22 protein-coding genes are annotated in these 24,083 nt (G+C 70.9%); 10 read left to right on the top strand and 12 right to left on the bottom strand.

Translation table 11 applies throughout. From position 1 onward, the window contains the following. Nucleotides 1–1,390: 1,390 nt before the first annotated feature. Complete coding sequence (locus tag Vqi01_RS27040; protein ID WP_204037936.1) at nucleotides 1,391–1,810, bottom strand: nuclear transport factor 2 family protein; 420 nt, start codon at nucleotides 1,808–1,810, stop codon at nucleotides 1,391–1,393. Between the two features lie 67 nt (nucleotides 1,811–1,877). Here Vqi01_RS27040 and Vqi01_RS27035 point away from each other — a divergent pair, with 67 nt between their 5' ends. The 8 genes from Vqi01_RS27035 (at nucleotide 1,878) to Vqi01_RS27000 (ending at nucleotide 8,739) form a co-directional block, all read left to right on the top strand. After that, entirely contained in the window at nucleotides 1,878–2,522 is a 645-nt protein-coding gene (locus Vqi01_RS27035) for a TetR/AcrR family transcriptional regulator (protein ID WP_204037934.1), read from the top strand. 469 nt (nucleotides 2,523–2,991) lie between these two features. Beyond that, a complete protein-coding gene (locus tag Vqi01_RS27030) occupies nucleotides 2,992–3,546 on the top strand; it encodes an RNA polymerase sigma factor (RefSeq protein WP_204037932.1) in 555 nt (184 codons plus the stop codon). After that, nucleotides 3,543–4,346 carry a cupin domain-containing protein gene (locus Vqi01_RS27025; RefSeq protein ID WP_204037930.1) on the top strand — a complete coding sequence of 268 codons (804 nt, stop codon included), beginning with the start codon at nucleotides 3,543–3,545 and terminating at the stop codon, nucleotides 4,344–4,346. The genes Vqi01_RS27030 and Vqi01_RS27025 overlap by 4 nt, the downstream gene beginning before the upstream one ends. A 102-nt stretch (nucleotides 4,347–4,448) precedes the next feature. Beyond that, complete coding sequence (locus Vqi01_RS27020) at nucleotides 4,449–5,267, top strand: ABC transporter ATP-binding protein (protein ID WP_204037928.1); 819 nt, start codon at nucleotides 4,449–4,451, stop codon at nucleotides 5,265–5,267. Then, nucleotides 5,264–6,598 carry a hypothetical protein gene (locus Vqi01_RS27015; RefSeq protein ID WP_204037926.1) on the top strand — a complete coding sequence of 445 codons (1,335 nt, stop codon included), beginning with the start codon at nucleotides 5,264–5,266 and terminating at the stop codon, nucleotides 6,596–6,598. The genes Vqi01_RS27020 and Vqi01_RS27015 overlap by 4 nt, the downstream gene beginning before the upstream one ends. Continuing rightward, nucleotides 6,595–7,194 carry a hypothetical protein gene (locus Vqi01_RS27010; protein ID WP_239098699.1) on the top strand — a complete coding sequence of 200 codons (600 nt, stop codon included), beginning with the start codon at nucleotides 6,595–6,597 and terminating at the stop codon, nucleotides 7,192–7,194. Before Vqi01_RS27015 ends, Vqi01_RS27010 begins: the two co-directional genes overlap by 4 nt. A 116-nt stretch (nucleotides 7,195–7,310) precedes the next feature. Then, nucleotides 7,311–7,967, top strand: a complete 657-nt coding sequence (locus tag Vqi01_RS27005; protein ID WP_204037925.1) for a response regulator transcription factor — start codon at nucleotides 7,311–7,313, stop codon at nucleotides 7,965–7,967. Between the two features lie 145 nt (nucleotides 7,968–8,112). Next, the gene (locus Vqi01_RS27000) at nucleotides 8,113–8,739 is read left to right on the top strand and encodes a helix-turn-helix transcriptional regulator (RefSeq protein ID WP_204037923.1); all 627 of its coding nucleotides are present in this window, start codon (nucleotides 8,113–8,115) and stop codon (nucleotides 8,737–8,739) included. On the opposite strand, the gene Vqi01_RS26995 is transcribed toward Vqi01_RS27000, so the two are convergent. From Vqi01_RS26995 to Vqi01_RS26970, 6 genes are all read right to left on the bottom strand, one after another. Next, nucleotides 8,669–10,525 carry an ATP-binding cassette domain-containing protein gene (locus Vqi01_RS26995; RefSeq protein WP_204037921.1) on the bottom strand — a complete coding sequence of 619 codons (1,857 nt, stop codon included), beginning with the start codon at nucleotides 10,523–10,525 and terminating at the stop codon, nucleotides 8,669–8,671. The genes Vqi01_RS27000 and Vqi01_RS26995 overlap by 71 nt on opposite strands. Then, nucleotides 10,522–12,183 (bottom strand): ABC transporter ATP-binding protein, encoded by a 1,662-nt coding sequence (locus Vqi01_RS26990; RefSeq protein ID WP_204037919.1) that lies wholly within the window; start codon nucleotides 12,181–12,183, stop codon nucleotides 10,522–10,524. Before Vqi01_RS26990 ends, Vqi01_RS26995 begins: the two co-directional genes overlap by 4 nt. Before the next feature lie 53 nt (nucleotides 12,184–12,236). Continuing rightward, nucleotides 12,237–12,356: a SapB/AmfS family lanthipeptide gene (locus Vqi01_RS26985; RefSeq protein ID WP_189040935.1), complete on the bottom strand. Its 120-nt coding sequence runs from the start codon at nucleotides 12,354–12,356 to the stop codon at nucleotides 12,237–12,239. 63 nt (nucleotides 12,357–12,419) lie between these two features. Then, nucleotides 12,420–12,539 carry a SapB/AmfS family lanthipeptide gene (locus tag Vqi01_RS26980; RefSeq protein WP_204037917.1) on the bottom strand — a complete coding sequence of 40 codons (120 nt, stop codon included), beginning with the start codon at nucleotides 12,537–12,539 and terminating at the stop codon, nucleotides 12,420–12,422. A 73-nt stretch (nucleotides 12,540–12,612) separates the two neighbouring features. After that, nucleotides 12,613–15,183: a class III lanthionine synthetase LanKC gene (gene lanKC / locus Vqi01_RS26975; protein ID WP_204037915.1), complete on the bottom strand. Its 2,571-nt coding sequence runs from the start codon at nucleotides 15,181–15,183 to the stop codon at nucleotides 12,613–12,615. A gap of 214 nt (nucleotides 15,184–15,397) precedes the next feature. Further along, nucleotides 15,398–15,994, bottom strand: a complete 597-nt coding sequence (locus Vqi01_RS26970) for a TetR/AcrR family transcriptional regulator (RefSeq protein ID WP_204037914.1) — start codon at nucleotides 15,992–15,994, stop codon at nucleotides 15,398–15,400. Nucleotides 15,995–16,098: 104 nt separating this feature from the next. On the opposite strand from Vqi01_RS26970, the gene Vqi01_RS26965 reads away from it, so the two are divergent. Continuing rightward, nucleotides 16,099–17,253, top strand: a complete 1,155-nt coding sequence (locus Vqi01_RS26965) for an FAD-dependent oxidoreductase (RefSeq protein ID WP_204037912.1) — start codon at nucleotides 16,099–16,101, stop codon at nucleotides 17,251–17,253. Between the two features lie 38 nt (nucleotides 17,254–17,291). On the opposite strand, the gene Vqi01_RS26960 is transcribed toward Vqi01_RS26965, so the two are convergent. Beyond that, nucleotides 17,292–17,879, bottom strand: coding sequence for a ClpP family protease (locus tag Vqi01_RS26960; protein ID WP_204037910.1), 588 nt, complete (start codon nucleotides 17,877–17,879; stop codon nucleotides 17,292–17,294). Between the two features lie 53 nt (nucleotides 17,880–17,932). Next, nucleotides 17,933–18,595, bottom strand: coding sequence for a helix-turn-helix domain-containing protein (locus tag Vqi01_RS26955; RefSeq protein WP_204037908.1), 663 nt, complete (start codon nucleotides 18,593–18,595; stop codon nucleotides 17,933–17,935). Nucleotides 18,596–18,752: 157 nt separating this feature from the next. On the opposite strand from Vqi01_RS26955, the gene Vqi01_RS26950 reads away from it, so the two are divergent. Then, nucleotides 18,753–19,766: a potassium channel family protein gene (locus Vqi01_RS26950; RefSeq protein ID WP_204037906.1), complete on the top strand. Its 1,014-nt coding sequence runs from the start codon at nucleotides 18,753–18,755 to the stop codon at nucleotides 19,764–19,766. Between the two features lie 31 nt (nucleotides 19,767–19,797). Here the strand turns inward: Vqi01_RS26950 and Vqi01_RS26945 are convergent, their stop codons facing one another. From Vqi01_RS26945 to Vqi01_RS26935, 3 genes are all read right to left on the bottom strand, one after another. Further along, the gene (locus Vqi01_RS26945; protein ID WP_204037904.1) at nucleotides 19,798–20,832 is read right to left on the bottom strand and encodes a 2-oxoacid:ferredoxin oxidoreductase subunit beta; all 1,035 of its coding nucleotides are present in this window, start codon (nucleotides 20,830–20,832) and stop codon (nucleotides 19,798–19,800) included. Further along, entirely contained in the window at nucleotides 20,825–22,672 is a 1,848-nt protein-coding gene (locus Vqi01_RS26940; RefSeq protein ID WP_204037903.1) for a 2-oxoacid:acceptor oxidoreductase subunit alpha, read from the bottom strand. Before Vqi01_RS26940 ends, Vqi01_RS26945 begins: the two co-directional genes overlap by 8 nt. A 211-nt stretch (nucleotides 22,673–22,883) precedes the next feature. Then, entirely contained in the window at nucleotides 22,884–24,023 is a 1,140-nt protein-coding gene (locus tag Vqi01_RS26935; RefSeq protein WP_204037901.1) for a hypothetical protein, read from the bottom strand. Nucleotides 24,024–24,083 lie beyond the last annotated feature (60 nt).

The following is a 24,083-nucleotide window of genomic DNA, read 5'->3' as shown; positions in this document are numbered from 1 at the left end:
GTGTGTCGCAGGTTCGAATCCTGCCGGCCTTCAAGATCAGGGAAAACGTTCTGTGGGCTGGTAATACGCGCGATGCTCGATTGGCGAGCGTGTGCGGCCGTAGGCCACTGAAAGCGGCTGGTTGTCGTAGGTCGCGGAATATTCACGGAGTGATCTTGGTCGTGTCCGACCAGGTGAGGAAGCGCGCCTGAGCCGAGACCGGGCGGTGGCCGTCATACGGGCCAGGCGAGGCCGGGTGCGCTGTACCGGTCGCGCCACTTGGGGATCACCAGATATTCAACAACCGGGTTATGAACCCTGCGAACGCGAGGGCTGCCAGGCCGAAGTGGACGACGGTCCCGAGGTACCGCTCATCCGGACGGAGCGGCTCCCGATAGAAGCCCTCCGGAAAGGCCTCGGGCCTGCCCTCGTATACGTCCTGCGGGCCTTACCTGAGGTGGGCGAGCAGGTGTACTGAACCCGTCATGGCGAGGGACACAACGGCTAGGAAAAGGAGCAAGGTCACCACGGGGTCTCTCCGGACACACGATCGAGTGTGCTTACGAAGGCTGAACCTGTCATGGCACCTCGTCTGCGTCGCGGGGGTGATGCTGAACCACAACTAGATCACGCCACGCACCCCCGAGGTCTTCATCATCCGGTCGACCATCGTCCGGGCGGGTCCCTCGTCGGTGAAAGTCGTAGGAGACCTCCGGCCCTTCGTACCTGTTCTGGGCAGAGCCGGGCCAGGCGCGACGCTGCCCGGACGACAGAACTGGCCGACGAGTTCAGCCGCTTGGACTCCGGTGCGGCGATCAGCGCCCGGCACCGGCAGGCGACGGGCCAAGGTGCGCCGTACTGGCGTTCACACCGAAGCGCTCCGCCTTCCCGCCCAGGCGAGCAACAATCGCGGTAAAACGCACTCTGATTGGCTGTACAGCCATCCGTACGACCAAGCCGACCGACGAACACGGTCCGGGGCCGACGGAAGGCGACATGGCGAGCAGGCCAGCGGCAGTCACCGACGCTGGCCGACAGCAGTCTTGATCTTTGCAAGGCTGGGGTAGCGCGCTTGCGGGCGGCCTTTGGCCGTCCTCGGGCGTCCGCAGCGCTTCGTGCAGAGTGCGCGCAATGATCTTGTCGCGTGGGGCCGGTCGGAATGCCGGAAGCGCAGGTCGCGGCCGCAGTGGTGAGGGCGGCTGGGACACCGCCATTACGGCGAAACGGCGATCGGCGCTGTGTCGCCGCGTGTCGTCCTCCGCTTGATGGGTTGAACGGCTTCAGTTGATAAGTTACGCGGGCCTTGTTGCATGCCGGAAACGGAACGTGACGCCGGCTGTCCATGACGGCTGGTGTGCCAGCCATCCGCTTCTGGGCCGAAAAGCGGCTACCAGACTCGATGTTCGGCCCGTCATGCCGGTTGCTGGGTGCTGCCTGGTTCTTGGTGGGAGACGTCCCGCGACAGTTGTTCGACCCGGCGGAGGCGGCCATCCGGGGTGAGCTCACCGAACATGTGGATCTCCGTCGCGATCACTTGGCCGCGACGCATCACAGCGGTCAGCGTGTAGCGAGCGGCGACCTGCCCGCCGGAGATCAGCGCGTCGTGGACCTCGACGTGGACCTGCGTGGCGTTGCGTCGGCCGACCTTTACGTGGGCGAGTAGCCGCTCCTTGTCGAGCGGTATGCCGTCGTTGCGGAGCACGAAGTCGTCGGTGTGATAGCGGCCGAACACGGCTGCCGGGTCCTCATCGCCGAACGTGAGTTCCTGCGGGTAGCCAGTCAGGTACCCGACCAAGTCGTTCCCGGGCGTGCGGAAGGGCTGCTGGGCCATTACGGTTCCTCCACGCTATCTTAGACAGGCGTGTCCAAGTTAAGCTCGGTGCTTAGGCTTGTCAACCGTGGCGGAATCGGTTGCACCCCGAAGTCGTAAACGGCGTCTCGATGCTGAGCGCAGCCGCGCCGCAGTGCTGGACGCGGCGATCGCCGTGCTAGGCCGACAAGCGGAGGCGAGCATCGAAGACATCGCCGTGGCTGCCGGAGTCGTGCGGCAGACGGTCTACGCCCACTTCCCATCCCGCAAGGCCTTGCTCGGCGCCATGATTGATTACCTCACTGCGGAAGTCGCAAGCACGCTGGATGCACTCGATCTGAAGACCCCGCCCGCGGACGAGGCGCTACGCCGGTGGTTGTCGGCCAGCTGGAGCATCATCGAGCGCTACCCCGTCCTGCTCAGTCCCGTCATCGCGGATGCTGCTCCGCCAGGGGACGAGTACGACCGACATCGGCCCGTCACCGCACAACTCATGGAACTCGTCCGTCGCGGTCGGCGCACCGGCGTGTTCGAGGCGCGCCATCCCGAAGCATGGATCGTCACCGCCGTCATCGCCCTGGGTCACGCCGCCGGACAGCAGCTCACAGCCGGTCAGATGAGCCCGAATGAAGCCGGAGCGGCCTATCGCGACAGCGTCTTGCGCCTAGTCCTCAGGCAGCCAGCCGCCGAGGATGGTTCATCCACGAAGACGACATCAAGCGGCGCCCAGTGAGGGGTGCCGGGACAGCAGGGTTTCAGGTCTCGCGGGGCACCAGGCCAGGCCGGGTACCATGGCGACTTCATTCTGTGACCAGCCGATCGGGAGCAGGCCGAATGACAGGGATACCTCCCGTCGCACTGTTGTCGATCCTCGTCCTGCTCGTAGTGCTTGCCGTTGACGTATGGGTTTACGCGGACGCCAAGAAACGACTGAGCCAAGGGGAGCAGGTTTCCGTCTCGCTCGGGGCTCTCCGGGTGGAGAGCCCGGAGGCATGGTTCCTGGGTTGTCTGATCTTGTGGGTGGTGTTCTTCCCGCTCTACCTGACGGCCACGAGGCGGAATCCGTTCGGTCGCAGCAGCGGGTGACGACAGCAGGTCGCAGCCGTCGCTGACACCCGCCAGACGCCAAGGGTGACGGCGGTCACACCTGGGCGGGACCCCGGTCGGCTGGGTCCGTCGTCTTACCGGGTGTGAGACCAGGTATGGACGCGGCTGACGAGGGCGAACTCGTGCGGCGCGTCGCCCGTGGGGATCGGCGAGCGTTCGACGAGCTCTACCGGCGCACCGCGCCGTGGCTGGAGGTGCGTCTGCGCCGCCGCTGTGCCGACCCCGACGTGGTCGCCGAAGTGCTGCAGGACACGTACCTGACGGTCTGGCGGGCGGCGGGCAGCTTCGCCGGCGTCCAGTCCAAGAGCGGCGGGGCGAAGGGGAGCGCGGTGGGCTGGCTGTGGACGATCGCGGCCCACCGCCTGGTCGATGCGTTCCGCCGCCGCGCGCGAAAGGCGCGGGTGCCGCAGGTGGAGTTGATGCCGAGTACGGCCCCAGCCGCCGAGGACGAGGTGATGGCCGCCCGGATCGGCCAGGAACTGGAACGGGCCCTGCTCGTCCTGCCACCCGAGGTCCGGGCCGCCTTACGGGCCACGGTCCTCGACGGGCTCTCCACGCGGGAAGCGTCAGTGCTGTTGGGCGTACCGGAGAACACCGTCAAGTCCCGCGTACGCCGAGCCCGGATCGCCCTGCGGGAGGCGCTGTCATGATCACCCACCCCACCCTTGCCCAGATCGACCGGTACGCAGCCGGGGATCCCGGTCTCGACGAGCCCAGCGTCTGGGCGATCGAGGTGCACCTTGAGGGGTGTGCCGATTGTCGGGCCCGCCTGGCCGGCAGCACCACCATGGACAGCCGGGCCGTGATCGAGCGGGTCGCGACGAGCCTGGATCGCGAGATCGCGGCAACGCCGGCGCCCGCCGGCCGTAGCTGGTCCTGGTCGGTTCTGCGGCACCGCTGGTTGGTCGGCACGCTTCTGCCGTGGCTGGCCATGACCGCCGCGGTGCTCGCCTGCGCTGCTCTGCTCGGCGTGCTGTGGACCGGGCTGCCTTCGGTGGTACTGCTGATCGCGCCACTGGCTCCGTTGCCCGGCGTGGCGGTCGCCTGGCATCGTCGTGCCGACCCGGCCTGGGAACTGATCGCCGCCACTCCCGCCGCCGGTCTGACGACGTTGCTGCGGCGTACGGCAGCGGTGTTGGCCTTTGTCATTCCGGCGCTCGCCGTGGCGGGCGCCGGCACCGGGGCGTCGTTGGCCCTGATGCTGCTGCCCTGCCTGGCGTTCACCGCCGCCGCACTGCTGCTGGGAACCCTCGTTGGCGTACGCCGGGCCGCGATCGGACTGATCGCGATCTGGACGCTTGCGGTGATCGCACCCAGCCTCGCCGCCGCCCGGGTGCCGGTGGTCCTGGCGGCGGAGAGCGCCCGCAGTTGGGCACTGGCCACGGCACTGCTGATCATCATGGCCCTCTTCCGGGTCAACGGATTCCGTCGACTTTCCCACCACGACTAGCCGCCGGCTCTGCGACAACGGCCATCCGGCCACGCCCCGATACCGCCATGCCCCGATACCGCCAAGCTGCCTTGCTGGCGATCGATGAAGGAGATGATGACGATGCGTGCCGTGAGTGCGGTCGAGACGGCCGCCACCACCCATCCCTGGGCGATCCACGCGGAGGACCTGCAGGTCCGCGCCGGACGACACCTGGCCGTCAACGGCCTTGATCTGGCCCTGGCCACCGGCGTGCACGGACTGCTCGGCCCGAACGGCGCCGGAAAGACCACGCTGATGCGCGCCCTGGCGACCGTTGTGGCTCCGGCCGGCGGGCGGCTGGCCCTGCTGGGGCATCCGGTGGACGGCCGCTCCGACCTGCGACCGGTGCGCCGCACCCTGGGTTACCTGCCGCAGCATTTCGGCTTCTACCCGCGGTTCACCGTACGCGAGTTCGTCGGGTACATGGCCTGGCTCAAGGAGATGCCGAAGGCCGACATCCCGGCGGCGGTGCAGCGCTCCATCGATCGGGTGGGGCTGACCGCCAAGGCCGACGCCCGGTTGAAGACGCTTTCCGGTGGCATGCTGCGCCGGGCCGGCATCGCACAGGCCATCGTCAACGACCCGCGGATCCTGCTGCTCGACGAGCCGACCGTCGGGCTGGACCCGGAGCAGCGACTCGACTTCCGCGAGCTGCTGCGTGACATCGGCACCGACAGTTGCGTGCTGGTCTCCACCCACCTGGTCGAGGATGTGGTGGCGGCGTGCACCGACGTCGTGTTGGTCAATGAGGGACGCCTGGTGTGGCAGGGCACCCCCGAGGTGCTGGCCGAGCAGGGCGACCAGGGGCACGCCGGTGACAGCCCGGCCGAGCGCGGTTACTCCGCAATCCTCCGCCGGCATCGTGCCGAGGCCGCCCAACGAAAGGAAGCGCTGGCATGAGCATCCTGGGTGTCGAACTGCGCCGTTCCGCCGCGCTCGGTGCCGCATCGATCACGGTGGTCATCGGGGTCGGCGCGCTCTATCTGGCAAGCGACCGCTGGTCGAGTGGCTGGATGCCGCTGGCCATGGCCGTCCGGGAGTACCTCCTCCTGTTGTGGCCGCTGGCCCTGGCCGCCGGTGCCTGGCAGGGCCGCCGGGAGCACCGGGCGAAAGTGGGCGAACTGTTCACCACCACCGCCCGGCCGCGCGTTCAGCGGATGCTGCCGGTCGCCGGTGCGATGGCCATCACCCTCGCGATCGCGTACCTGCTGGTGACCGCGGCGGGTATCGCCTGGATGATCACCACCGCCCAGCACCTGCCCCTGCTGAACTTCGTCGTCGTCACCGGGGTCGGTGTGCTGTCCCTGATCGCCGCGGCGTGGCTCGGACTGGGGATCGGGCGCATGTTCCCTGCCCTGGTGACAGCCCCGGCGTTGGGGGTGGCGGGCGTCCTGCTGGTCTTCGTCAGCGCGATCCGGCCCGCGGACTGGCTGGCCGCAGCGATCTCCCCGGTCCACGGCACGAGCCGCTTCCACGCCTGGCAGACGATCGACAACCGGGTCAGCGGTGCGCTCTCGATCTGGATGTTGGCGCTCGCCATCACCGGCCTGTTGCTGCTTGTCGCCGGTGGTTGGCGTGCCCGTACCGCTGCCCTGCTGCCGGTGCTGCTTGGGCTCACCGGGGCGATCGCGGTCGTACCCCGGGATCGGGATGTGTTGAACTGGCCGGTCGATCCAATCGCGCGGGAGTTGGTGTGTACCGAGGACACTCCGACGGTGTGTGTCAGTCGGCTCCACGCCAACGTGCTCGAAGCGCTGACCCCGCTGGCTCGCGAGGGCCTGACGGTGCTGGCGAAGCTGCCGAACGCGCCGACCGCCGTGCACGAGGACACCAGCACGTACGTGTCCGGCGACATCCGGCCAGCTCAGGACGGCGTTGTCACGATTCCGATCCGGATCGACAGCCGTGGTGGGCTCGCCCATCCGGTCGCCGTGCTTCCAGAGATCGTCAACAGACTGGGAGTCGGGTACGACGAAAGGTGCCAGAACCGCAATGACGTGGTTGAACGCGCGGCGGCCTACTGGCTCCTGGGCCGCGAGCCGCAGTCAGACGTGGGAGTGATTCCCGGAATGCTCTCCGAGGACCCAGAGATCAACGCCGAGGCGGTCAGGCTGTGGCAGGGGCTGCGCGAACTGCCCTACGACGAGGCGCTGGCCCGGGTGACGGCCGTCCGCGACGCCATTCTGGCCTGCACGGACACCACCGGAATGCTGTCCGGGAGTGCCCGGTGACTCCGACGATGCTGTACCTGCGTTCGCGGCGCGTACCCATGACCCTGGTCGCAGCCCTCGGCGGCGCGGCAGTGGCCTGGGCACTGTGGCTGGCCTTCGCCGACGAGCGGGTAGTCAGCCCGGTGGTGGTCGTCATGACGGTTCTGCTGATGGTCACGGTGCTGGCACCCACCCTTGCCGGCCCGGACGAGCACCTGGACCGGACCGCTTCGGTGCGCTGGCCCTGGCGGCGCGCGCTGCACCTGCTCGTCGGCCTGGTGGTCATCCTCGTGGTCCTGCTCGCCACCCGGCACACCGGCGCCCGGTTCGGACCGGCCGCCCTGGTGGCCCGCGACGCCGCCGGCCTGCTGGGGCTGACCGCCCTGTGCGCGGCGGTGGTCGGCGCCGCCCGATCGTGGTTCCTGCCGCTGGGCTGGACCACCGTCGCGGCCATGTATCCGCAGCAAGGCACCGGGGGCGCGATCGCGACGTGGCAGGGCCAGCCGCCCGACAACAACGCCGCGATGCTCGCGGCCGCGACACTCGCCCTCGGCGGGCTGATCGCCTACTCACTCGCCGGCCCGGCCCGGAAGGAGGCATCCGGGTACGATATGTGACAGTCGCCCCCACCGTCGCACAAAGCCCATAGGACAGGTAGTCGCCATCACGACTCCCGAATACTCACGGCGGCACAGGCGGTGTGACATGCGGCTGCATCGGGCAGAGTAGATGTATGGCTGACGTGCGGAAGGTTGCGCGTTCCACCGGGCAATTAGCCGGCGGCGCTCCTGGGCAGGTCCGAGTCGCGGTGATCGCCAATCCGGGACTGCTGCGGACGGTTCTGGTCGCGCTCCTCGACGCCACTCCCGACTTCGTCATGGCGGGGGAGGTCGACCCGGACGGGGACGTGGAGTCGGTGCTCGCGGCCCGGCGGCCCGACCTGTTGCTGGTCGACTTCGATGCGGTGGGCGCGCCCTCGGCGTCGGCGGGGTGGTGCGGCGTCGACGGATGTCCGGTCGTGGCGTTGACCGCCCGCTGTACCGTTCGGGCGCTGCGGCAGGCGCTCGGGGCGCGGGTGCGGGGGGTGGTCGCCAAGGACGTTCCGCCCGAGGAGTTGCTTGACCTGCTCCGCGCGGTCGCCCGTGGGCAGCGGATGATCGATCCGCTGATGGCGCTCGCTGCCCTCGACGCTGCGGTCAATCCGCTCAGCGAGCGGGAGCGTCAGGTCGCGGCCGCTGCGGCGGAAGGGCTGCGGACCAGCGAGATCGCGGCGCAGCTCTACCTGTCTCCGGGTACGGTGCGCAACCACCTGTCGACGCTGTTGCGCAAGACCGGCGCGCGGAACCGCTGGGAGGCGGTCCAGCGGGCCCGGGACGCCTGCTGGATCTGAGAACAGGTCATTCACTTCCGGCGTGCCGGGCTGCGACACGCGCACCCGTCTATCGGGCAGGCGCAACTTTCAATAAGCTTGTTCGACCGTGCGTCATTGTTCACGTACACCACGTCAGGGTCGGGGGGCATGTTGGAGGGTCGCCATGGTCCGCACGCTGCTCGCGCTCAAGGGTGGGCTGCTCCGGGGTGCCCTCGCCCGTCTGCTCGCGGCTGAGCACGGCATCGACGTCATCGGGGAGGCGGGCACGGCGCACGCCCTCCGGTCCGCACTCCGAGACGACCGCCCCGACGTCGCGGTCATCGACGCCGACCTCGTGCCGCTGCACGAGCTGACCGACATCGCGGACGCCCAACCGGAAAGCGAGTCCGCCGATGATCGGCGCGGACGGCTGCTGGTCCTGGTCGAGCAGCGGCGGGCCGCCCGCGTTCCCCCGGTGCTCGCCGAGCACGGTCAACGGATCGGCTTCCTGTGCCGGGACGTGGCCCCGGGACACATCGCCGAGGGGGTACGCCGACTCGCCCGTGGTCAGGTGGTGCTGGACCCGGATCTGGTGGTGGCGGCGCTCGAGGTCTCCGACAGTCCACTCACCCTCCGGGAACGGGAGGTGCTGGACATCGCCGCCGAGGGCCATCCGGTCCGGGAGATCGCCGAGAAACTGGTGCTGTCGCCCGGCACGGTCCGCAATCACCTCTCCCGGGTCATGGCGAAGACCGGGGCGCGGACCCGGTTGGAAGCGGTGCGGATCGCCCGCGAGTCGGGGTGGATCTGACGGGCTGCCCCCCGGCCTCCCAGTAGCCGACCAGCTCCCGGTACGCGGCGGACCGGGTCAGCAGCCCCTGATGGCTGTCCAGGTGCGCCCGCTGGCCGTCGAGCAGCAGCACCCGGCGGGCGCGCAGCGCCGAACTGACCCGGTGCGCGATGACCAGGAGCGTGCCGGGCCGCTCGGCGAAGGCTGTCTCGAGCCGCGCCTCCGCCGCCGGGTCCAGGTGGCAGGTGGCCTCGTCGAGGATCACCACGGGTGCGGGGGCGAGCCAGGCACGTAGCAGGGCCACCTGCTGGCGTTCCCCGGCGGACAGCCCGGCCGGGTGCAGCGTGGCGTCCAGCCCGCCCAGCCGCTCCACCAGCCCGGACAGCCCGAGCCGCGCGGCTGCCCGGGTGATCACCCCGTCCGTCATGCCGGGGCTCAGGTAGCGGAGGTTGTCCCGGACCGTGCCGGTGAAGACGTACGCCTCCTGCGGGATCAGCACCCGGCGGCGTGCCAGGTCGTCGGGACTTGCGCCGGCGACCGGCAGACCGCCGATGTGGACCGTCCCGGACTGTGGGCGCAGCACCCCGGCGATCAGACTGGCCAGGGTGGACTTACCGACCCCGCTCGCCCCGACGATCACCAGGTGGTCGCCCTCGGGCACGTCGAGGTCGAAGTCGTCGAGCACCGGGTCCGCGTGCGGCCCGTACCGGAAGGTCACCGCGCGCAGAGACAGCGCGGAGGTCTCCGGCCGCACGGCCCGAGCCGGGGCATCGGCCGCCGCCGTCGCGGCTCTCTCGTCCGCCGAGGCTGTCGAGCCCGCCGAGCCCGCCGAGACCGCCGAGCCCGTCGAGGCGGCCAGGTCGGCCGGGGCGCTGGTGCGCAGCAGCCGGTCGAGTGTGACGGTGAACCGGAGCCCTCCGGCGGCGACGCCCTGCACGAGGGTGTGCAACGCGGGCTGCACGCCGCGAATGACGTACACCAGGGCACCGAGCAGGGCACCCGGCCCGAGGCCCTGCCGGACCAGCCAGGGAGCGGCGAGGAGCACCACCGGCACCGGCAGCCAGCCGCCGACGGCCAGGCTCAATCCGCGGGTGGCAGCCATGGTGGCCAGCCGACGCTCCACCCGCGCCTGGGCGTCGATGTGGCTGCCGACCCACCGGGTCACCTGCTCCCGGGTGCCGCTGACCGTGACATCGCGGTGGCCGGCGAGGGCGGCGACGGCCACCTGGCCGAGCTGTTCGTCGCTGCGGACGTACTCCCGCTGCCGGGCGATCATCGCCGGCAGCACCGCCGCGAACAGGCCCAGCCCAGCCAGCACCGGCACCGCCACCAGCAGCGCCACCGGGGCGGCCAGGGAGAACAGGCCGATGAGGGCGGCCCCCGCGGCGAAGAGGAAGCCGCGGACCACCATGAGCAGCCCGGCCCAGGTGTCGCGCACCATCTCCACCTGATGCGTCAGGCGGGCCACCGCCGCGTCGTCGACCCGGCCGCCCGTCGCGTTGGCCAGCGCGCCCGCCGTCACTCGGCGCAGAAGGTCGTCGCGGAACGGTTCCACCAGGTCGCCGAGGCAGGCGTACGTCCGGTTGGTGCCGGCCGCGCCGACCAGCACGGCGAGCCCGAGCAGGGCCAGCCAGAGCAGCCCGATCGTCGGCCGGCCGGCCAGGAAACCGTCGTCCACGGCGCGTGCGGTGAGCAGCCCGACCAGCGCCGCTGGCAACACCTCGGCCAGCGACCAGGCCGCGAGCCGCGCCAGTGCCGCCCGCTGCGCTCGTAGCGTGGCCCGGGTGAACGCACCGACCGACGTCACGACTGGAACACCGCGCGGTAGTCCGGGTCGGCCCAGAGCACGGCGTGCGGCCCGACGGCTCGGATCCGGCCAGCGTCAATCCAGGCCACCAGGTCAGCGCGGGCGGCTGTGCCGACGCGGTGGCTCACCACGATCCGGGTACGCCGGTCGGACCGGTCGGTCAGGGCTCGGATCACCCGGTACTCGGTCACCGTGTCCAGGCTCGACGTGGCGTCGTCGAGGACCAGCAGCCGCCCGGCCCGCAGGGCACGGGCCAGCCCCAGCCGCTGCCGCTCCCCGCCGGACATGGCGACCTCGACCAACGGTGTGTCGTACCGGTCGGGCAGCCGCTCGACGAACTCGTGGATGGCCGCTGCCCGGGCCAGCGGCACCGGGTCGTCGCCGCAGCCCACCGCACCGCCCACCGTCTCGGCGACCAGCACCGGCCGCTCGAAGCCGTAGCCGATCGCCGTGTGCAGGGCCGCCTCGGTCAGCTCGGGCAGCGGCACCCCGTCCAGGCGTACCTCGCCCCGGTCGGGGTCGCGCAGCCGGCCGGCGACGGCCGCGAGCAGCGACTTGCCGGCGCCGGAGGGGCCGACGACGACGAGCAGCGCGCCACCGGGCACCCGCAGGTCGATCCGGTCGAGCAGCCACCGCCCGTCGGCGCTGCGTACGCTCACGTCCCGCAGTTCCAGGCAACCGGGTCCGGGTGGTAGGGGCCGGTGACCGTGGTGGCGGACCGGTTCGGCAAGCACCTCGGCGGCCCGGCGGCTGCCGGCGCGGACCTGCACGGCCTGGTTGAGGGTGCTGACCACGGTACCCAGGCCGGCGCCGAGCGCGGCGTACTGAAGGGCGGCCAGCAAATTTCCAGGGGTCAGTCGGCCGGCGGCCAGCGACAGCCCACCGACGGCGACGATCCCGAGTTGCAGCAGCGGGCTGACCACCGCCCCACGGGTGGCGGCCGTGGCCAGTACCGTCCAGGTGCGCCGGCCGTACCGGTGCAGCTCCTTGACCGGGGTGAGGATCCGGTCGGTCTCCCGGTCGGCGGTGCCGGCGGCGGCGATGGTCCGTGCCCCGGTCAGCGCCTCCACCAGCAGGCCGGCGAGCCTGCCCTGCGCGCGCTGGTAGCCGGCGACGGCGGCGGAGGCGTCGGTGACGAAGCCGCGTAGCAGGACGCCGAGCAGTAGCAGCCCGACGACGAAGGTCAGGCCGAGCCACGGGTCGATCAGGGTGAGCGCGATGAGGCTTCCCAGGGGTGGCAGCAGCACTGTGCCGGCCAGCACGAGCGTCGACGCCGCCTGTCCCGCGTCGGTGACCTGACCGACCAGCCGGCCCGCCAGGTCACCCACCGGATGGCGGGCCGCGGTGCGCGGGTCGAGGGCGAGGAGGTGCCGAATCAGCGTGTGACGCAGGTCGGCCACGGACCGTGCGCCGGCCGCGCCGGTGCCGTAGTCGCGGACCGCATCGGTGCCGACCAGGAGGAGGACGAGACCGACCACCACGGCGAGCCACCGACGGGCCGAATCGGTGGTGCCGCCGACGGCGGCGTCGACGGCCTGACCCAGAGCGGCCGGCAGAGTGAGCTGCGCGGCCACCCCGGCCAGGCTCACCGTGGCCAGCGCCGGGGTCCACCAGCCGGCTGACCGCACGGCCCGCCACAGCAGCCGGTCCGGCTGCACGGGCCGCGGCCCCGGGCCGGCGTGAACCGGTCCGGGGCCAGGCGCGGTGATCGTCACTTGCAGGTGGTGACGCTCAGCGAGCTGTCGCCGCAGAGCAGCAGGCTGGCCCGGCTGCCACCGCCGTAGTTCTCGGTCGGCGGCAGTTCCATTCCCTGGAGGTCGAGCAGAGCCATGACGTTCTCCTTCTCTCTTGACGGCCGGATCGTGAGGTGGCCGCCGGAATCGACGGCCTTCGGTCAGTTGCAGGTGGTGACGCTCAGCGAGCTGTTGCCGCAGAGCAGCAGGCTGGCCTGGCTGCCGCCGCCGTAGTTCTCGGTGGTCGGCAGCTCCATCCCCTGAAGGTCGAGCAGAGCCATGTCGGTGTACCTCCTCTCGGACGTCGTCGGGTCGGGATCGCCCCAGGGTGACCCGGGGGGCTGGGTGGGCCGGTCAGTCGCCGGCCGGGGCGGCGCCGGGCGTGGGCGTCGCGGGCAGTGGAGTCAGGAACGGCAGGTGAACGGAGTGCTCCGGTCGGGTGGCCGCGACGGCGGCCAGCACGCCGGCCGTGCCGGTGGCCAGATCCATGGAGAGCCGCAGCAGTTGGTCGCCGGGGAAGGCGGTCACCCCTTGGTACGGCAGGGCATGCCAGGCGAGCAGCCGGGCCTGCCGGTGAGCTGCGTCGAGTTCGCCCCGTTCGGCCAGGTAGGCCACGATGCCGGCACGCCCGGCGAAGAGTCCCGACTGGGCGTAGAACGGGAAGTCGGCGCAGCGGCGGATTCCGGTAACCGCCTCGTGCAGCTCGTCGTCCGGACGGTGCCGTAGGTACTGGTCGAGCACCAGGCCGATGCCGACGCTTCCCTCGGCGAGATAGGGCATGGTTCGCCAGCCCTCGTTGACCTCCAGGAGGCCGGCGTCGCGTCGTACACATCGGCGCAGGTCCTGGCGCAGCGCGATGGCGGCGTGGTCGAGCAGCGCTGGATCGTGGTCGAGGTCGTACCGGCGCAGCAGCATCAGCGCCACCCCGGCACCGCCGCGCAGCAGACCGGCGTGCGGGTGGGCGCCCCCGCTCACCTCGGCGACCGAGTCGACGTCGCCGAGCCGGTCCACGACCAGGTCGACCGCCCGCCGGGCGGCGTCGGCGTACCGGGGGTCGCCGGTCAGCCCGGCGAAGTGGGTCAGGTTCAGCGCGACGCCGGACAGGCCGCTCATCAGGTCGACACCGAGGCGCGTCCAGGGCTCGTCGAGGCAGCGGTCCAGCAGGCGCAGCGCCTCGGCCCGGTGCCCGAGTCGGTCCAGCACGTACGCGATGCCGTGCAGCCCGTCGTAGAAGCCGAGCCGACTGCCCGACGCGGGTTCCCGTACCCGATCGATGAGCCAGCGTTCGTGGGCCGGGTCGGTGGTCGCACCGCTGGCGTGCAGCGCCCAGAGCACCCCGGCCGCCCCGTAGGCCAGGTTCAACCCGCCGTCGCTGCCGGCGAACTGGCGGATGTCGCCGGGGTAGAGCCGGTCCGCGCGGTGCGGGGTGGCGCTGGCGGTGATCGCGGCGGCCAGCCGATCGCGTAGCCCGGGCCAGTCGTCGGGCTCGATCCGGACGGCGTCGGGGGCCCGGTGGTGGGTCGGGGCGGTGTCGCCGAGGATCACGGCGACCGACTCGTCGAGCAGCTCGCGGGGGACGGGGAACTGCTCCGCCACCAGTTCGGCCAGGTGGGCCGCCTTCTCCGGGGCCAACCGCAGCATCGCGGTCAGCGGCAGGAAGAGGGCCAGGCGCAGGCAGGCCAGGGCGTACCGGTCGACGTCGGGGCCGGTCCGGTCACGGGGAGCGGCGAAAGCCTGGTTGCGCAGCGCCGGCCGGCCGTCGGCGTCGGCGTCGGTGGCCACCTCGAAGTCGATCAGGGTCACCTGCCCGTCCTCGCCGACCATGATGTTGAACATGTGCAGGTCGCCGTAGACCACGCCGCGAGCGTGGATGGCCTCCACCGCCTCGGCGACCTGCCGGTGCACGTCGAGGGCCCACCGGGCGTAGGCGGCGCGGTCGGCGTCGAGGTGGACCAGCGGGTACCGCTCGACGACCACCTTGTTGAGCGGCCGGCCGGCGACGTACGCCAGGGCAAGGAACTCGTGCCCGCCGAAGCTGAACTCGTCGTGGACCCGTACCACGTGCGGCACGTCCGCGAGGCGGTGCAGCACCTCGGCCTCCCGGCGTAGCCGGCTCACCGCGTCGGCGCCGGTGGCATCGAGACCGGCGTGCGGGCGGGCCTCCTTCAGCACCACCCGGTCACCGGTGCGGGTGTCCCGAGCCTCGTAGAGGCCGCCGCCGTTCGAGAAGTGGATCACCTTCTCGATCCGGTAGGGCAGGTCGGTGGTGCTGGCGGCGTTGCGGGCGGCCAGGTGCGGGGTGAGGAAGTCGGGAAGGGTGACCCAGTCCGGGACGTGGAACACCGGGTCCCGGCGGTCGGGGACCAGGGTGCCGGTGGCGTCTTCGATCGCGGGCACCACCTGGCCGTCGGGGGAGAGGCAGTACCGGGCGGCGAAGCTGCCGTAGCGCAGGTAGACCGGGCCGTCGCCGTACCGCAGGTCGCTGAGGATGTACGGCCCCGGCTCGCCGTCGAGCAGCGCGGCCAGTTCCTTGGCGGCCAGCTCCAGTTCGGCGTCGTCGCGGGGGTAGACGGTGATGAACTTGCCGCTGCTGCCCCGGCGGGCGTACTTGCTGTTCCGCATGAGCAGCAGCCGCGGCCCGCGCAGGTGCTTGAACGGGATGCCCCGGGGCTGGCAGTAGTCCATTACCCGGGCCAGCACGCGCTCGGCGTTGTCCAGCCGGGCCGACACGTGGATCTTCCAGCCCTGCTCCGGGAGCGAGCCGCCGACCGGTGCGTGGATCAACCAGTCGTCCTTGACCTCGCGCTCCCAGCCGGGCGCCGCTGGCCGGTTCGCGGCATACCCGGGCGTCTCGGTGTCCGCACTGGCGAGCGAATCGTAGAAGAGCGGGTCGACCGCGCAGTACGAATCGTACCGTTCGTCCATGTCGGCTGCCTCCACCGGCTGATCGGTTGACGTCAATCTTGCGGGCGGCCGAGGGGTGGGCAAAGTGCGATCCGTCATGAACGAAGAGTGATTTTCGCACTGGGAATTCGTGACAACAGCGGAGTTTGAAATCGCGAATACCACCTGACCAGTAGCGACGTGACGCGGTGCGGGACGACGAAGGCCGGTGGGTGAGCAGTGAAGGCGCCGCGCCTCAGGTTGGCGTGCTGGCGGGGAAGGCGGTCAAGGCCCCCGTCGTACGACGGATCCGGGTCCGCGCCGCCGCTTCGGTCTCGCCGGAGAGCACGATGTGGTGCAGCACGGCGACCACCGCTAGGGCCAGCGCCTGCGTGTCGGCCCCGGACGGCACTCGCCCGAGATTCCGCTCGGCTGCCAGGTAGCGGGCGACCGCGTGCTCGATCGCCGCCAGGCCGTCAGCCTCGTCGCCGAGCACCGCGCGGACACCGGCCGTCAGGTCGGGCCGGAAGGCCAGCAGTCGGGTCAACGCCAGCAGCGTGTCCATCGGCGTGGCCAACAGTGCCTCGCTCAGATTTTCCGCGACCGTGTCGGAGCCGGCTCGGTCCGGCAACCCGGCCACCAAGCCGGAGATCTGGAAGGTCCGGTCGACGGCGTATCCGAGCAGGAAGTCGTCGAAGTTCGCGAAGTGTGTGTACAGCAGCCCGGTGGCGACCCCGGCCTCCTGCGTCACGGCCCGGCCGGTGAGCCGGCTCGGCCCGTCTCGGCCGATCACGCCCTCAAGCGCAGCGAAGAGCTGCTGTCGGGGTTCCGGGATGGCGACTCCGCGTGGCATGCCCGAAGTCTAGGCGCTGGCCGGGACGGTGCTGTGGCCAGAATGAGCGTATGCTCATTCTGGTTTGAGCGGATGCTCATACCGGGAGCGTGAGGAGGATTGGAATGAGACGTGCGGTGATCGTCGGCGCCGGCATAGCCGGCCTGGCTGCCGCCCTGCGACTCGGGCAGGACGGGTGGCACACCCTCGTGGTGGAGCGCGCTCCGAGCCGACGCAGCAGCGGCTACCTGGTGAACCTGCTTGGACCCGGCTACGCCGCCGCCGAACGCCTCGGCCTGCTTCCCGGGCTCTCCACCCACGCACTGGGGGTGTTCACCACCGTGCTGGTCCGCGCCGACGGGCGACCCAGGTTCACCGTGCCGTCCGACGTCGCGGAGGCCACCCTCGGTCCACGGGCCGTCACGGTGTTCCGCGGCGCCCTGGAGTCCACGCTGTACCAGGCGGCGCGCGACCACGCCGAGATCCGCTTCGGCACCACCATCGAATCGGCCGACCAGGACGCCGACCGGGTACGGGTGGCGCTCAGCGACGGCACCGCCGAGCACGCCGACCTGCTGGTCGGCGCCGACGGGGTGCACTCCGCCACTCGTACCGCCGTTTTCGGTTCCGGCTTCCGAGTCGACCATCCTTACGTCGTGGGCGCCTTCCCCCTGACCGGCTCGGTCGCGAACGGATCGGAGCCGTCCGCCATCACCTTCATCGGGCCGAGGCGTACAGCGGCGATGATCGACCTGGGACCGCACCGGTCATCGGCGTTCTTCACGTACCGATGTGCCGATCCGGTCGCCGACCTCCGGCGCGGACCGGTGGACGCGCTCGGCGCGGCGTTCGGCGATCTCGGCGGCGGGGTGCCCGATGCGCTCCGCCAACTCGGAGAGGATCCCTCCGGCGCCTACTTCGACGCGGTCAGCCAGGTCGTGATGCCCCAGTGGAGCAGCGGCAGGGTCGTGCTGCTCGGCGACGCGGCCTGGTGTGTCACGCTTTTCGCCGGACACGGTGCCGCCCTCGCGCTCGCTGGAGCCGACCAGCTCGGTGCCGCCCTACGGCGGCACGACGACATCCCGACGGCACTGACCGAATGGGAGCGCGGACTGCGCCCGGAGGTGACCAGACGCCAGGCTCTCGCCCGGCGGGGAATGCTCCAGTACGCGCCGCCCAGCCGGTTCCACGTACGGATGAACGACCTGGCCATCCGGGCGATCACCCTCCCCGGTCTCCGTGGCCTCGTCCGGCGTGGCATCGAGCGCGCGAACCGTTGAGGCAAGCGCCCTGCCAGGTTGATGCCGACGCCCGACAGTCAGCCGGTGGGCAGTTGGGTGGCGGCGGTGACTACCTGGTCGATCAGGCCGTACTCGCGGGCCTGCTCGGCGGTGAACCAGCGGTCCCGGTCCCAGTCCCGCTGGATCTCCGCCAGGGTGCGGCCACTGTGCTGGGCGATCAGCTCCAGCATGGTCCGCTTCACGTGCAGCATGTTCTCCGCCTGGATGGTGATGTCGGAGGCGGTGCCGCCCATCCCGCCGGAGGGCTGGTGCATCAGGATCCGGGTGTGCGGCAGCGCGTACCGCTTGCCGGCTGTGCCCGCGCAGAGCAGGAACTGACCCATCGAGCCGGCCAGACCGAGCGCCAGGGTCGCCACGTCGTTGGGGACGAAGCGCATGGTGTCGTAGACCGCCATACCCGCGCTCACCGAGCCGCCCGGCGAGTTGATGTAGAGCTGGATGTCCCGCTCCGGGTCCTCGGCGGCAAGCAGCAGGATCTGGGCGCAGATCCGGTTGGCGATCTCGTCGGTCACCTCGCTGCCGAGATAGACGATTCGTTCCCGTAGCAGCCGCTCGAACACCTGGTCGCCGAAGCCCCGCTGGCCGTCGTCCAGCATAGTGATCATGTCGTCACACCTCCGCCTGCCGGCGTGCGACGTCTTCTCGCCCGGGTGCCGGCTCACCCAGCCTGCGCGGCGAGTGCGGCCTGCTTCCAGCGCTTCTGCCGCCGGCAGATCCGCCCACGGCAGAACGGATGGCAGGGCCGCCGACGGCACCGTGGACGGGAAGGACCGGCGACCGGATGCCGACGCGGCGACCAGCCGCGGGCGATGGTGCCCACGGGGGCGACCGGAGCGGAGAACACGAAGACCCGGAGGCCGCCGACCAGGCTGCCACCGTCGTGCCCGGCGGCGAGGCCACCGGTCAACGTGCGTCCACCGGCCGAAGCGGGCCCACCGAACCAGCGGCTGGTGAGCGACGGAGCGCCGAAGCCGGAGCCGTCGAGGCGAGCGACGGGATGCGCCGAACCCTCCGTACCGAATCCGACGGGGGCGACCCGGCGCCCGGCGGGTACGTAGCCGGCATGGGGTGCGGTCGGCAGCCGGCGCTCGACCCGGCGCAGCTCGTCGCGCACCACCCCGAGCAGGTCGGAGAGGTGAAGGCCGAGCGCACGGCAGATCGCCGCGAGCACCTCCGAGGAGGCCTCCTTGCGCCCCCGTTCGACCTCGGACAGGTACGGCACGGAGACCCCCGCAGCCTGGGCGAGCTCCCGCAGGGTGAGGCCCTGACGCTGGCGTTCCCGGCGCAGCACCGCACCGATCACCTGTCGCAGCAACGACATGCCGGTCCTCGCTTCCGCCGGTCCTGCCTGACCTTCCCATGATGCCCCGCCACCGCCGAACATGCTGTCCCGCCTCCTTTGCCGCCCCGGCATGCGGATTCCCCGCCAGGGGCTATGTTGTGGGCGTGCAGGCGACGGAGACGGGGCAGGTCCCACGGTGATCCACCTTCCCGCGCAGCGGCGCGGCCCGCTCGGCGCGCTGAGCCTGCGGTTGGCCGCCGCCGTGGGGCTGGTGCTCGCCGTGGTCGCCGTGGTCTACCTGGAACGGGACCAGTACCAAGATGCCAACGACGACGGCATGACCCTGTTGGACTGCTTCTACTACGCAGTGGTCTCGCTCTCGACCACCGGGTACGGCGACATCGTGCCGGCCACCCAGGCGGCCCGGCTGGTCAACGTCCTGTTCATCACCCCGGCCCGGGTGCTGTTCCTGATCATTCTGGTCGGCACCACCTTGGAGGTGCTGACCGAGCAGTACCGGACCGGCCGCCGCCAGCACCGCTGGGAGAAGAGTGTGAAGGACCACATCATCATCTGCGGCTACGGCACGAAGGGGCGCAGCGCCATCTCCGCGCTGATGGAGAACGGGCTCGACAAGTCCCGAATCGTCGTGGTGGAACGCGACGGCTCGGCGCTGCGGCAGGCCACCTCGAACGGCCTGGTCGCCGTCGAGGGGTCGGCGACTCGGTCCTCGGTGCTCAACCAGGCACACGTGCGGACCGCCAAGGCCGTGATCATCGCCACCGACAGCGACGACTCGTCGGTCCTGGTGGCGCTGACCGTACGCCAGGTCACCGCCGGCCAGGTCCGGATCATCGCCGCCGCCCGGGAAGCGGAGAACGCCCCACTGCTGAAGCAGAGCGGGGCGCATCACGTGATCGTCTCCTCGGCGACCGCCGGCCGGCTGCTCGGCCTGTCGACCTCGGCTCCGCCGCTGATCGATGTGGTGGAGGACCTGCTCACCCCCGGTCAGGGCATGGCGCTGGCGATGCGGTCGGCCGAGCGCCATGAGGTCGGCCGGAACCCCCGTGAGCTGGACGCGCTCGTCATCGCGCTGGTCCGTCGGGGCAAGGTGGTCACCCTGACGGACCAGGCGGGCGCGGTGGTCGAGACCGGCGACCTGCTGGTGCACGTACGCGACGACCGACCCACCGCAAACACCCTGCCCTGATCTTCCCCGGTGGTCGTGCCGCCGGGGAAGATCAGCTGATCGTCCAGGTGTCGCCGCTGGCCAGGAGTGCGGCGAGCTGCTGCTCTGGGGTTTCGGTCACCTTCGCCTTCGCCTCCGCCAACTGGCCCTGCACCACGCTGTCGTAGGAGGGTCGGCGTACCGAGCGGAACACGCCGATCGGGGTGTTGCGTAGGTCGAATCCGGGCAGCCGGGACAGTGCGAATGCGTACGCCGGGTCGGTGATGCTCGTGTCGTGTACGACGATGTCTTCGGTGGGTGTCGATGCGGTGTCGCGTACTTCCAGACCGAAGCCGCCCGGCGGGTGCACGACGCAGAACTGGCCGTCCTTGCCGAACGTGATCGGCTGACCGTGCTCCAACCGGATCAGGTGGTCGTCCCGGGTCGCCGGGTCCTTGAGCTGCTCGAAGGCGCCGTCGTTGAAGATGTTGCAGTTCTGGTAGATCTCCACGAAGGCCGAACCTTCGTGCTCGGCGGCGGCGCGCAGCACCGACTGGAGGTGCTTGCGGTCGGAGTCGATGGTCCGGCCGACGAAGGTGGCCTCTGCGCCGAGTGCTAGTGAGATTGGGTTGAAGGGGGCGTCTGCTGAGCCGACCGGCGTCGACTTGGTGATCTTGCCGGCCTCCGAGGTGGGGCTGTACTGCCCCTTGGTCAGGCCGTAGATGCGGTTGTTGAACAGCAGGATTTTGAGGTTGACGTTGCGGCGCAACGCGTGGATCAGGTGGTTGCCGCCGATGGAGAGCGCGTCGCCGTCGCCGGTGACCACCCACACCGACAGGTCGGGGCGGGAGACCGACAGGCCGGTGGCGATCGCCGGGGCCCGCCCGTGGATCGAGTGCATCCCGTAGGTGTTCATGTAGTACGGGAAGCGCGACGAGCAGCCGATGCCGGAGATGAAGACGGTGTTCTCCCGGGGGATCTTCAGCTCGGGCATGAACTGCTGGATGGCGGCCAGGATCGCGTAGTCACCGCAGCCGGGGCACCAGCGCACCTCCTGGTCGGACTTGAAGTCCTTGGCGGTGAGCTTGAGGGCGACGGGCTCAGACATTCTTCAGGACCTCTTCCAGCATCGTCTCCAACTCGGCGGCGGTGAACGGCAGACCACGGACCTGGTTGTAGCCGATCGCGTCGACCAGGTAGCGGGCTCGGATCACGTGGGCGAGTTGGCCGAGGTTCATCTCGGGGATGACCACTCGGTCGTAGGAGCGCAGTACCGCGCCGAGGTTGGCCGGCAGCGGCGCGAGGTGCCGCAGGTGCGCCTGCGCGACCGGCAGTCCCCGCTGACGCAGGGCCCGGCAGGCGGCGCCGATCGGGCCGTAGGTCGAGCCCCAGCCGAGCACCAGCAACCGGGCGTCCCCGTCCGGGTCCTCCACCTCGACGTCGGGAACCGGGATCGTGTCGATCCGGGCGGCCCGGGTGCGCACCATGTGGTCGTGGTTGGCCGGGTCGTAGGAGATGTCGCCGGTCTTGTCGGCCTTCTCCAGCCCGCCGATGCGGTGTTCCAGGCCCGGGGTGCCAGGAATGGCCCATGGTCGGGCCAGGGTTTGCGGGTCGCGCAGGTACGGCAGGAAAGTGCCGCCGTCCTCGCTGTTGGGGGTGGTGGCGAACTCCACCCGCAGGTCCGGCAGGGTGGCGACGTCGGGCAGCAGCCACGGCTCGGAACCGTTGGCGACGTAGTTGTCCGACAGCAGGATCACCGGCGTGCGGTAGGTCAGCGCGATCCGCGCCGCCTCCAGCGCGGCGTAGAAGCAGTCAGACGGCGACTTCGGGGCGATCACCGCCACCGGGGCCTCGCCGTGCCGGCCGAACAGGGCCATGTTCAGGTCGGCCTGCTCGGTCTTGGTCGGCATGCCGGTGGACGGCCCGGCCCGCTGCACATCCACGATGACCAGCGGCAACTCCAACGCCACCGCGAGGGAGATCGTCTCGCCCTTGAGCGCCACCCCCGGGCCGCTGGTGGTGGTCACCCCGAGCGCGCCGCCGTAGGAGGCGCCCAGCGCCGCGCCGATCGCCGCGATCTCGTCCTCCGCCTGCATGGTGGTGACACCGAACCGCTTGTGCTTACTCAACTCATGCAAAATGTCCGACGCCGGCGTGATCGGGTAAGCGCCGAGGAACACCGGCAGGCCGGAGCGGACTCCGGCGGCCACGATGCCCAGCGACAACGCGGCGTTGCCGGTGATGTTGCGGTAGGTGCCCGGCGGCATCTTCGCCGGCTTGACTTCGTACCGGACGGCGAAGTCCTCGGTGGTCTCCCCGAAATTCCAGCCGGCCTTGAAGGCGGCGACGTTCGCCGCGACCAACTCAGGCCGCCGGGCGAACTTACGCTCCAGGAACCGCAGGGTCGACTCATACGGGCGCGAGTACATCCAACTGAGCAGACCGAGGGCGAACATGTTCTTCGCCCGCTCAGCGTCCTTCTTGGACACGTCCTGCTCGGCCAGGGCGCCGATCGTCATCGAGGTCAGCGCCACCGGGTGCACCGCGTAGCCGGCAAGGGTGTCGTCGTCGAGCGGGTTGCTCGAATAACCGACCTTGGCCAGGTTGCGTTTGGTGAACTCGTCGGTGTTGACGATGATGTCGGCACCCGGGGGCAGGTCGACGAGGTTAGCCTTGAGCGCCGCCGGGTTCATCGCCACCAGCACGTTGGGCGCGTCGCCGGGAGTGAGGATGTCGTAGTCGGCGAAGTGCACCTGGAAGCTCGACACACCCGGCAGGGTGCCGGCGGGCGCCCGGATCTCGGCCGGGAAGTTGGGCAGCGTGGAGATGTCGTTGCCCAGTTGCGCGGTTTCCGAGGTGAACCGGTCACCGGTGAGCTGCATGCCGTCGCCGGAATCACCGGCGAACCGGATGACGACCCGGTCCAACTGGCGGATCTGTTTGCTCACGGCCGCACCTCGCTTCGTTGCGTGCCGCGCTGCGGCCGGCTGAACTGGCTGGTGACCCCGTCTTGCCCGGCCACGGAGACCTCCTGACGCACCGCTGCCCCGGCCGTCCGATGACCGTCCGGCCCGCTGTCGTTTCCTCACTGAGAGCCTACGTCGAATTGGGGTCGCTCTTTGCCCGCAGGTCCGGCGACTGGGATCGAATTGTGGGGGTTTATGCCTGCTCTTGGGGGGTTTCGCCCAGGCCGCCGTAATCCAGATCACCGCCTGCCCGCCTGGCCGGTCGTTGCGGTCGGAACCAGATGCCGGTCCCGGTCTGTGGCACCGATCCGGTTCCGTCCGGTGCGCCGGTGCCGCTCCGCAGCGCCTCTGCGCTGGTCATGACCTCCGGCACCGCCGTCCGGCGACGCAGCGACAGGGTGGCCAGGCCGAGGGCGAGCAACACCAACAGCGCCGACAGTCCGATCAGCGACACGACGCTTCGCGCCGGCAGGCTCGCCCCACCGCTGCGATCCGCCGCCCTGGTCGCCGCCCCGGCCGGCGCGGCGACCGGCCCGGCCGGTGAGGCCGTCGCCGGTTCCTCCGGCGTCGCCACGGTGATCCGGAAACTGAGCCGTACCCGCCGGCTGGGGCCCTCGCGCGGATCGAGTTGGCCGATCACCGCACCGGCGAGCGGCGCGGCACGCCGGGCCTGCGGGGTCGCCGCCACCGGCAAGCGCAGTTCCCCGGTACGCCCCGCCGGCACCGACCCCAGATCGCAACGCGTACGCGTGGGTTCCACGGCGGCGCAGCCCGACGGTGCTGCCGGCACCGTCACGCCGGTGGGCAGCACCACCTCGACGCGGCCCTGGGCGTCCACGGCGCTGCGGTTGCCCAGCCGGACCGTCAGGCCGGCGCTGGCGCCGTCGGCGTCGATGGCGACCCCGTCGGTGCCCAACGTGATGCCGCCGGTCCCGACCCGCACCCCGCCCGAGGTGGATGGCGCCGGTGTCGGCGTCGGCCGTGGGCTCGGCGGAGCGTACGTGGGCTGGGGCGGGGTGGTCGCCCTGGGCGGAGGACCACTGCTCGGCGCCGGTACGCCGGTCGTGGCCGTCGGTGCCGGCGTCGACGGCGACGGTGGCGCGCTGGTCTCGCCCGGCGGCTGTGCGGTTGCCGGCGGGGAGGTGGGCTCCTCCGGGTCGCCCGTGGGCTCACCGGGCGGGCTGTGCGGTACCGACTCGGCGGTACGGATGACCGGCGCGGCGGCCGCCGCCCAGCCGGGCACCACGGCGACGACGACCAGGGCGGCGGCCAGCAGCGTCGTCCGCCACCGGCCGGCCTCCCGCTGGGCAGATCGTCCGTGCGGCCGGGCCATCGGACCTCCGTGCTCCGGGTGGTGGTGATCCCATGCTGGTCAGCAGTTGCCTCGGGACAC

The sequence above is a fragment of the Micromonospora qiuiae genome (genome assembly GCF_016863555.1).
Taxonomy (GTDB): domain Bacteria; phylum Actinomycetota; class Actinomycetes; order Mycobacteriales; family Micromonosporaceae; genus Micromonospora; species Micromonospora qiuiae.
Note: the sequence above shows the minus strand (reverse complement) of the source record. Positions and strands in the feature narration are given on the sequence as shown.

Bases quoted from the DNA above. Each gene is read 5' to 3' on its own strand.
- Vqi01_RS27040 (WP_204037936.1), bottom strand. From the start codon at position 1,810: ATGGCCCAGCAGCCCTTCCGCACGCCCGGGAACGACTTGGTCGGGTAC.
- Vqi01_RS27030 (WP_204037932.1), top strand. From the start codon at position 2,992: ATGGACGCGGCTGACGAGGGCGAACTCGTGCGGCGCGTCGCCCGTGGG.
- Vqi01_RS27025 (WP_204037930.1), top strand. From the start codon at position 3,543: ATGATCACCCACCCCACCCTTGCCCAGATCGACCGGTACGCAGCCGGG.
- Vqi01_RS27020 (WP_204037928.1), top strand. From the start codon at position 4,449: ATGCGTGCCGTGAGTGCGGTCGAGACGGCCGCCACCACCCATCCCTGG.
- Vqi01_RS27015 (WP_204037926.1), top strand. From the start codon at position 5,264: ATGAGCATCCTGGGTGTCGAACTGCGCCGTTCCGCCGCGCTCGGTGCC.
- Vqi01_RS27005 (WP_204037925.1), top strand. From the start codon at position 7,311: ATGGCTGACGTGCGGAAGGTTGCGCGTTCCACCGGGCAATTAGCCGGC.
- Vqi01_RS27000 (WP_204037923.1), top strand. From the start codon at position 8,113: ATGGTCCGCACGCTGCTCGCGCTCAAGGGTGGGCTGCTCCGGGGTGCC.
- Vqi01_RS26985 (WP_189040935.1), bottom strand. From the start codon at position 12,356: ATGGCTCTGCTCGACCTCCAGGGAATGGAACTGCCGCCGACCGAGAAC.
- Vqi01_RS26980 (WP_204037917.1), bottom strand. From the start codon at position 12,539: ATGGCTCTGCTCGACCTTCAGGGGATGGAGCTGCCGACCACCGAGAAC.
- lanKC (WP_204037915.1), bottom strand. From the start codon at position 15,183: ATGGACGAACGGTACGATTCGTACTGCGCGGTCGACCCGCTCTTCTAC.
- Vqi01_RS26970 (WP_204037914.1), bottom strand. From the start codon at position 15,994: ATGCCACGCGGAGTCGCCATCCCGGAACCCCGACAGCAGCTCTTCGCT.
- Vqi01_RS26965 (WP_204037912.1), top strand. From the start codon at position 16,099: ATGAGACGTGCGGTGATCGTCGGCGCCGGCATAGCCGGCCTGGCTGCC.
- Vqi01_RS26960 (WP_204037910.1), bottom strand. From the start codon at position 17,879: ATGATCACTATGCTGGACGACGGCCAGCGGGGCTTCGGCGACCAGGTG.
- Vqi01_RS26955 (WP_204037908.1), bottom strand. From the start codon at position 18,595: ATGTCGTTGCTGCGACAGGTGATCGGTGCGGTGCTGCGCCGGGAACGC.
- Vqi01_RS26945 (WP_204037904.1), bottom strand. From the start codon at position 20,832: ATGTCTGAGCCCGTCGCCCTCAAGCTCACCGCCAAGGACTTCAAGTCC.
- Vqi01_RS26935 (WP_204037901.1), bottom strand. From the start codon at position 24,023: ATGGCCCGGCCGCACGGACGATCTGCCCAGCGGGAGGCCGGCCGGTGG.